The organism is Pseudomonas profundi, assembly GCF_008638305.1.
Classification (GTDB): Bacteria; Pseudomonadota; Gammaproteobacteria; order Pseudomonadales; family Pseudomonadaceae; genus Halopseudomonas; species Halopseudomonas profundi.
Window position 1 is genome coordinate 280,069 of record NZ_VTPZ01000005.1, and the last position, 7,547, is coordinate 287,615.

General features: G+C 60.3%; 9 protein-coding genes. 6 read left to right on the forward strand and 3 right to left on the reverse strand.

Features of this window, described 5'->3' with window-relative positions; all coding sequences use genetic code 11:
* Positions 1 to 44: 44 nt before the first annotated feature.
* From arsC to FZE95_RS09395, 3 genes are read left to right on the forward strand one after another with little or no spacing between them, the layout of a single operon-like run.
* Positions 45 to 398 carry an arsenate reductase (glutaredoxin) gene (gene arsC, locus FZE95_RS09385; protein ID WP_150300594.1) on the forward strand — a complete coding sequence of 118 codons (354 nt, stop codon included), beginning with the start codon at positions 45 to 47 and terminating at the stop codon, positions 396 to 398.
* Positions 395 to 1,012: an NAD(P)H:quinone oxidoreductase gene (gene wrbA / locus FZE95_RS09390; RefSeq protein ID WP_150300595.1), complete on the forward strand. Its 618-nt coding sequence runs from the start codon at positions 395 to 397 to the stop codon at positions 1,010 to 1,012. Before arsC ends, wrbA begins: the two co-directional genes overlap by 4 nt.
* Entirely contained in the window at positions 999 to 1,406 is a 408-nt protein-coding gene (locus FZE95_RS09395) for a DUF2069 domain-containing protein (protein WP_150300596.1), read from the forward strand. Before wrbA ends, FZE95_RS09395 begins: the two co-directional genes overlap by 14 nt.
* Positions 1,407 to 1,441: 35 nt before the next feature.
* On the opposite strand, the gene hda is transcribed toward FZE95_RS09395, so the two are convergent.
* From hda to FZE95_RS09410, 3 genes are read right to left on the reverse strand one after another with little or no spacing between them, the layout of a single operon-like run.
* Positions 1,442 to 2,137 carry a DnaA regulatory inactivator Hda gene (hda, locus tag FZE95_RS09400; protein WP_223825016.1) on the reverse strand — a complete coding sequence of 232 codons (696 nt, stop codon included), beginning with the start codon at positions 2,135 to 2,137 and terminating at the stop codon, positions 1,442 to 1,444.
* Between the two features lie 17 nt (positions 2,138 to 2,154).
* Complete coding sequence (locus FZE95_RS09405; protein WP_150300598.1) at positions 2,155 to 3,252, reverse strand: AI-2E family transporter; 1,098 nt, start codon at positions 3,250 to 3,252, stop codon at positions 2,155 to 2,157.
* A 30-nt stretch (positions 3,253 to 3,282) separates the two neighbouring features.
* Complete coding sequence (locus FZE95_RS09410; protein ID WP_150300599.1) at positions 3,283 to 4,485, reverse strand: DUF2066 domain-containing protein; 1,203 nt, start codon at positions 4,483 to 4,485, stop codon at positions 3,283 to 3,285.
* A 281-nt stretch (positions 4,486 to 4,766) separates the two neighbouring features.
* On the opposite strand from FZE95_RS09410, the gene purM reads away from it, so the two are divergent.
* From purM to FZE95_RS09425, 3 genes are all read left to right on the forward strand, one after another.
* Positions 4,767 to 5,831 (forward strand): phosphoribosylformylglycinamidine cyclo-ligase, encoded by a 1,065-nt coding sequence (gene purM, locus FZE95_RS09415; protein ID WP_150300601.1) that lies wholly within the window; start codon positions 4,767 to 4,769, stop codon positions 5,829 to 5,831.
* A 3-nt stretch (positions 5,832 to 5,834) separates the two neighbouring features.
* Positions 5,835 to 6,479, forward strand: a complete 645-nt coding sequence (gene purN, locus FZE95_RS09420; RefSeq protein ID WP_150300603.1) for a phosphoribosylglycinamide formyltransferase — start codon at positions 5,835 to 5,837, stop codon at positions 6,477 to 6,479.
* 71 nt (positions 6,480 to 6,550) lie between these two features.
* The gene (locus tag FZE95_RS09425) at positions 6,551 to 7,315 is read left to right on the forward strand and encodes a DUF3108 domain-containing protein (RefSeq protein WP_223825017.1); all 765 of its coding nucleotides are present in this window, start codon (positions 6,551 to 6,553) and stop codon (positions 7,313 to 7,315) included.
* Positions 7,316 to 7,547 lie beyond the last annotated feature (232 nt).

The window sequence follows — 7,547 nt, forward strand, 5'->3', positions numbered from 1 at the left end:
GCCACCCAGGCCCGGCCATCGCTGACCGAATCGGAGAACCCCCCATGGCAGTCGTGCGTATCTATCACAACCCCCGCTGTTCGAAATCCCGACAGGCCCTGGAGTTACTCGAAAAGCAGGGCGTCGAGGCTGAGGTGATCCGCTACCTCGAAACGCCGCCGGACAATGCCACGCTGAGCGAGCTGCTATCCAAGCTGAACATGAGTGCGCGCGAGCTGATGCGCAAGGGCGAAGATGTCTATAAAGAGCTGAACCTCGACGATTCTGACCTGAGTGAAGCGCAACTGGTTCAGGCAATGGTGGATTATCCCAAGCTGATCGAACGGCCGATCGTAGTGAAAGGCGAAACCGTTATTGTCGCCCGACCACCGGAACGGGTTCTGGAGTTGTTCGCATGAGCGCACCTTATGTTCTGGTGTTGTACTACAGCCGGCACGGCGCCACAGCCAAAATGGCGCGACTGATAGCCGAAGGCGTCGAACGGGGCGGCATGGAAGCGCGGGTGCGCACCGTACCCGCGGTGTCTGCGGATAACCGCCAGAGCACTCCGGAGATTCCGGAAAGTGGCGCGATGTACTGCAGCGAAGATGATCTGCGCAACTGTGCGGGCCTGATCCTCGGCAGCCCTACCCGCTTCGGCAATATGGCGGCACCGCTGAAATATTTCATCGATGGCACCAGCAATTTGTGGTTATCCGGCGCGCTCGCCGGCAAACCAGCGGCCGCCTTCACGTCCACGGCCAGCCTGCATGGTGGCCAGGAAACAACACTGCTGTCGATGCAATTGCCGCTTCTGCACCACGGCATGCTGATCGTCGGCCTGCCCTATACCGAAACCCCTCTGACCGAAACCCGAGGTGGCGGCACGCCCTATGGTGCCAGTCACCATGCCGGCGCCGACGGATCACGCAAGATTGACCAGCACGAGGCAGCGTTGTGCCAGGCGCTAGGCCGCCGCGTTGCCGTGCTGGCCCAACAACTGGCTGCGGGGGCTGCACATGGCCCGGAATAAGCCGCTGCCCGGCCTGGGTTTCCTCGAGCCGCGGGTCAGGGCAACGCGCATAGTCGCCACTGTGAGTTACCTGGCACTGTTATTGACCATACTCATCTACAACGGTTTTTTTGCCGACCTGCACGGGGCCAATCCGCTGGTGATACTCGGCGTACAGCTGGTGCCGCTGCTGATCTTTCTGCCAGGCATAGTGATGGGTTGGCCGCGGGTTTACGCGTTTTTATGCTTCGTCATCAACCTGTACTTCATCCATGGCGTACTGGTCTGTTTCCAGCCCGGGCGTGAGGTTTATGGCGGGCTGCTGGTGCTGTTTTCGTCAGTATACTTCCTCGCTGCGCTGGGCTTCATACGCTGGGCCTTTCAGGCGCAACGGGTGCGTGCGGGCGAGGTTTGACTGGTGCGAGAATGCGCGATCAGGCCCTGGCCTGATCACCAACCCATTACGCGTTTTACGAAGGGAATGGTCAGTTTGTGCTGGGCTTGCAGCGAAGCCTGATCGAGCAGCTCGAGCGCTGCGAAGATATCCGTCATCCCTCGCGACCCACGGCTGAGAATATAGCGGGCGACTTCATCCGGAAGCTGCAGCCCGCGCAGTTCCGCACGCAACTTGAGCATCCGTTGTTTGTCTTCATCACCCAGAGCTTGCAACTGATAGACCACGCCCCAACTCAGACGCGACGCCAGATCGGGCAGCTCGAGATCCAGCTCACGGGGCGTTGCCGATGCTGCCACCAGCAGCCGTCCGCCCTGATCGCGTAGTCGGTTGTACAGATGGAACAAGGCCTCTTCCCACTCATGCTGACCGGCGAGCGCATCGAGCCCGTCCAGACATAACAGATCGAATTGTTCCATGCCTTCGAGGATGTCCGGTCCGTGGTCCATGACGTCATCCAGCGGCAGGTACATCGCTAGTCCGCTGTTATCGGCCATGCGGTGACAGGCGGCCTGGAGTAAATGCGACCTGCCGCTGCCCGCCGCGCCCCACAGATAGACGCACTGCTCCGCAGCGGGTGACGCCAGGTCAGCAAGGGCTTCCACAGCCGCAACGACCACCGCATTGGGGCCCGCGAAATAATTGGCGAAGGTTGCCTCGTCCCTGAGCTTGACGCCCAATGGCAACTGCATCGGTTGGCCCGGTAGCATCACTCTTCTCTCAACTCGTCCAGTTCGATCATCCCTTCATCGTCGGATTTCTGGTAGGTCTCGGACGCCAGGTAGCTCTGATGCGCATGACGCACCAGCACCATGATCACCGCCGCCACCGGCAAGGCCAGGAGTATACCGACGAAGCCGAACAGGTGTCCGCCTGCAAGCACCGCAAAAATCACCGCCACCGGGTGCAAGCCGATACGATCGCCCACCAGCCAGGGCGTCAGCACGGTTCCCTCGATGGTTTGCGCCACGGTAAACACGGCGACCACCGCGACCAGATGCGCTACATCACCGAACTGGAAAATGGCAGCCACCAGCGCCGCGGCCATGCCTACGGCGAATCCAAGATAGGGCACGATGCTCGCCAGACCAGCAACCATGCCGATCAGCAAGGCAAGCTCCAGACCCACCGCCCACAGGCCCAGTGAATAGAGAATACCCAGGCCCAGCATGACCAGCAGTTGCCCACGGATGAAGGCGCCCAGCACCTCGTCGCAATCGTGGGCCAGTTTGACCACCAAGGGCTCATGATCGCGCGGCAGCAGGCCCTTGATACGCCCAACAATCACATCCCAATCCCTGAGCAGGTAAAAGCCGACCACGGGGATCATCACGAAATTGACGACCCAGGTCAGCAGCCCCATGGTCGAACGGGTCGCCTGCGCCAGCACCGCACCCACCACACCGGTATTTTCGCCGAGATTTTCGCGAATGCGTTCGCCCACGTCGGACAGCCTGACTTCGGTAATCGGCACACCGGTCCTGGCCTGGATCCAGGGCAGCGCAACCTCGGTTATCCAGTGCAGCATGTCCGGTATCTGTTCGCGTAGCGCGGAAATCTGATTACCAAGTAGCGGAATCAGCACAACCAGCGCCAACGTCAGGACACCCGCGCCAGCTGCAAAGACCACCAGCACACCCACCACGCGGGACATGCCGTAGGACTCCAGCCGATCGACGAGCGGGTCGCCGAGATAAGCGAGCAACATACCGATCAGAAAAGGCGACAGTATCGGACTGAGCAAATACACCATCGCCACTGCGGCGAGCAGCCCTGCCAGCCATATCCATCGCGAATCAAAAGTCATTGCGTTGCCCTCGTGGCGATCGCACAGCGATTAACGCCACCGGTAATACAGCGTATGGGGATCCGGCTCGACCGGTTCCGGCAGCACATTCACCGGAGCCGGTGCCGTCTCCATCGACGTGTCGGCGGCCGTGCTCAGCGGGTCATCGGTTGGACTTGTTGCGCCCTGTTCATCAGTGACCCCTTCTACCGGTGTCGGTTGGGTGACAGGCTCAGGCAGCAGGATGGGCCCTTGCTCGATGGGTTCAGGCTCGGGAGCCGGTATGCGTACCAGACGCTGATCAAGGCTCAGCATGCGCTCAAGTTGTGACTCGCTGCCAGGGAAATCCACACGTACCGTCACCACGTCGGTATCCACCGAGAGCATCTGCGGTGTGCTCTGTCCGCCGAGTTGCTGCAGCATGCCCTGCAGGCTTGCGTAATCGTCGATGCTGTTGATGTCCTGCACCACGAGCGTCCAACGGGTCAGCTCATCCTCGGATACCGCAGGCACCGCATATTGTTCGAACGCAGCCGCTGCCACCTCCCGCATTATCTGATCGGCAGCAACGGCAGGATCATCACCACTGGCGCGACCGGAATAGGCCTGGTCATGCAGCCATATATGCCAGTCAGCACGGGTGCTCTCCCCGTTTGCGGTGAACGCGATCGCCAATACGCCCTCGCTGGCATAACGCTCGCTGGCTTCCAGCAAATCCTCGCGCTTGCCCTCGCGAACGACCTCTTCAGTCACCATGCCCCGGTCTTCGAGGTCACCCATGGGAAAGCTCAACGCAACGCCGCGGTAGGCTGCTGCGGTTTTCAGACGATCACCCCATGTGCTCCCGGCACCGATCAGTTCATCACCCAGCGTACGCGCCTCGACCGCCCAGACCAGCATGCCGGGGCGACTGCGCCCCAGCATGGGCAGGCCACCGCTGACCATGACCCGGCGTACGGCGGAGGGCTCAAACTCAACGAGCAATGATCCGTCCCGCCCGCTGATACGGCGCACCAGATCACGCGGGTCGTTCAAGGCATTCGCGACCGGGCCGCTGTCCAGGTTTACATTGGCGCCACCAACGCGGGTGAACATGACTTCTGCCGCCTGGCGTAGCGTCTCGTCCCGGGACGCATCTTCTGCCTGTGGCTGGTTAACCCGATACAAACCCTCGAGGACCGCGGCAGACAGGTTGAAAGGCGTCCACAGCACCAGGGAAAGCAGGCTGATGACAACAGTGCGCAAAGAAAACATGGGCGATTCCGCTCGGCTGGTGCTGGTTTTGTCTCGCTGACGCGAGTACTGCAGCTGTATTAAAGCGCATACATTAAACAAGCGTCGGAGCGGCGGCAACCAAGCCGCGCCAAGAGCCGTTGCTGTTGAGCTCGGACGTAGCTGGCGCGGCCTTCACTTCGACGTACCGAAGGGATCGTGAGCATGGTCCTGATGCGGTTGTATTGGTACACTAGCCCACTTCCCCGCGGCCGCTCCGAGCACTGGCCGTTCGCCCCCTTTTCGACCATCGAGACCGACGCATGAGCAGCCAGAACCCTTCCAAACCTTCGATCAGCTACAAGGATGCCGGAGTCGACATCGACGCTGGGAACGCTCTGGTAGACCGCATCAAGCATGTCGCCAAACGTACCACTCGCCCCGAAGTCATGGGCGGACTGGGTGGCTTCGGCGCGCTCTGCGAGATTCCCGAAGGGTACAAGAAGCCGGTCCTGGTCTCCGGTACTGACGGCGTGGGCACCAAGCTGCGCGTAGCGATGGATCTGGGCAAACACGACACCATCGGCATTGATCTGGTGGCAATGTGTGTCAATGACCTGGTCGTGTGCGGCGCTGAGCCCTTGTTCTTCCTGGATTACTACGCCACCGGCAAGCTGAACATCGATGTGGCTGCACAGGTGGTGACTGGTATCGGTGCTGGCTGCGAACTGGCCGGCTGCGCGCTGGTGGGTGGCGAGACCGCGGAAATGCCCGGCATGTATGAAGGCGACGATTACGACCTGGCTGGCTTTTGCGTCGGCGTGGTCGAGAAGTCCGAGATCATTGACGGCAGCAAGGTCCAGACCGGCGACGTCCTCATTGCGCTGCCCTCCTCCGGTCCGCATTCCAACGGTTATTCACTGATTCGCAAGATCATCGAGACGGCCAATGTCGACATTGCGGACATCACGCTGGACGGCAAGCCACTGGCCGAACTGCTTATGGCGCCGACGCGCATCTACGTCAAAGCCCTGCTGCAACTGATCAAGCAGACTGGCGCAGTCAAGGCCATGGCGCATATCACAGGCGGCGGCCTGCTGGAAAACATTCCGCGCGTTCTACCTGCCGGCGCTGGCGCCAGCATTGATCTGTCCAGCTGGGAGCGTCCGGCGGTATTCAACTGGCTGCAGGAACAGGGCAACGTGGACGAGACCGAAATGCACCGGGTACTCAACTGCGGTGTAGGCATGGTGATCTGTGTGGGCGCTGACCAAGCCGACGCGGTTCTGCAGAACCTGCAGCAATCCGGCGAGCAACCCTGGGTGATCGGCCAGATCGAGGCAGCTGCAGAAAACGGCGAAGCCGTCGTCCTGCGTAACGGTCACTGACCTGTGGTCTGTCGTATCGTAGTGCTGATCTCCGGATCGGGCAGCAATCTGCAGGCATTGATCGACAAGCTTGACCGGCAACACGGCGAAATCGTCGCCGTGTTGAGCAACCGGCCCGAGGCCTTTGGGCTGGAACGCGCCAGGCGCGCGGGTATCGAGACACTGGTACTCAACCACAGAGACTACCCGGACCGCGAGAGTTTCGACCGGGCGATGATCAGCACTCTGGACGCGTTGCAACCAGATCTACTGATCCTTGCCGGTTTCATGCGCATCCTCACGCCGGAATTCGTTAGTCATTATCATGGTCGACTGCTGAATATCCATCCGTCGCTGCTGCCCAAATACAAGGGTCTGCACACGCATAAGCGTGCGCTGGAAGCGGGTGACAGCGAGCACGGAGCCACGGTGCATTTCGTCACAGAAGAACTTGATGGCGGACCGTTGGTCGTACAAGCACGGGTTCCGGTTATTGCAGGCGACACGCCCGAATCCCTGGCCGAGCGAGTCCAGTACCAGGAACATGTGCTATATCCTCTAACGATGAACCTGTTCGCAAGCGGCCGGCTCCGACTGATTGATAGCCGTGCCTGCCTGGATAACGAGCCCCTTGGGGCCAGAGGTATCGAACCGGAACAAATTGACTAGGGTCCGTTGGTGTCCGTGTTGTGGCCATCTGCCGTGGACATCCAGCAGTCTCCGAACATTGAGGGATACACATGCATGATCGACAGCGGCACATACGCGGGTTGCGCCGGGCAAGTTGGCTCACAGCTCTCGCCTTTGTAATCGGCAGCAGCATGGCTAGTGCCCAGGAAATACTCCCCTTTACTGCAAGTTACGCTGCGGATATGCGCAACGTGCCGCTTAACGGCGAAGCCAACCATTCACTCACGGAAAACGCAGACGGCACCTGGACCATGGAGTTCAACGCCGGTATGTTCGTCGCCCGGCTCTCCGAGAAAAGCACCTTCCTGTTGCAGGAAGACGCGATTGTCCCGGCCGAATATGAATACAAGCGTCGCGGCCTCGGCCGTAGCCGCACCACCACCCAGCACTTCGACTGGGAATCCGGTGTAGTAACGGGCGATCATAAAAAAGAGCGTTTTACCCTTCCGACCGAACCCGGCCTGCTCGACAAGACCACCTACCAGCTCGCATTGCAACGCGACCTCATCGATGGCAAGACCGATATGCGCTACCGGGTGGTGGATGGCGACGATATCGAGGAATACCACTTCCGTGTGGTGGGGGAAGATCGGGTCACGACCCGTGTTGGCCAGTTCGATGCCGTTGAAGTTGAACGCGTTCGCGAACCCGACGCCGAACGCGAAACCACTATCTGGTTCGCCAAAGACTGGCAGTACCTGCTGGTACGCCTGAACCAGATCGAGACCGACGGCCAGCACTATCAGATCGTGCTGAAAGAGGCCACGCTTGGCGGCGAGCCAGTGGAAGGGCTTGCCCCGGGCAAAAAGAACTGAGACAGAGCGAAAAAAGCTCAACCCCCCGTAAGAATGCCGTTGGATCGCCGAACCGTCGCGGTAATGCCGACCAACAGGCAAGCTCCAGGCACCGCTAAAACCAGGCGTCCTGCGGACGCCGTCGGGCCGAGGGCGACCCTCCTACGAAACCCTAAACCGAGCACCAATCTTGAACGGTAGCTCGGTCTACCTCGTGGGAGATTCTATGGTTCACCACAACCCCTTTCAGGCT

Excerpts from the sequence above, each read along its gene's own strand:
- arsC (WP_150300594.1), top strand. The coding sequence starts at position 45 with ATGGCAGTCGTGCGTATCTATCACAACCCCCGCTGTTCGAAATCCCGA.
- wrbA (WP_150300595.1), top strand. The coding sequence starts at position 395 with ATGAGCGCACCTTATGTTCTGGTGTTGTACTACAGCCGGCACGGCGCC.
- FZE95_RS09395 (WP_150300596.1), top strand. The coding sequence starts at position 999 with ATGGCCCGGAATAAGCCGCTGCCCGGCCTGGGTTTCCTCGAGCCGCGG.
- hda (WP_223825016.1), bottom strand. The coding sequence starts at position 2,137 with ATGCAGTTGCCATTGGGCGTCAAGCTCAGGGACGAGGCAACCTTCGCC.
- FZE95_RS09405 (WP_150300598.1), bottom strand. The coding sequence starts at position 3,252 with ATGACTTTTGATTCGCGATGGATATGGCTGGCAGGGCTGCTCGCCGCA.
- FZE95_RS09410 (WP_150300599.1), bottom strand. The coding sequence starts at position 4,485 with ATGTTTTCTTTGCGCACTGTTGTCATCAGCCTGCTTTCCCTGGTGCTG.
- purM (WP_150300601.1), top strand. The coding sequence starts at position 4,767 with ATGAGCAGCCAGAACCCTTCCAAACCTTCGATCAGCTACAAGGATGCC.
- FZE95_RS09425 (WP_223825017.1), top strand. The coding sequence starts at position 6,551 with ATGCATGATCGACAGCGGCACATACGCGGGTTGCGCCGGGCAAGTTGG.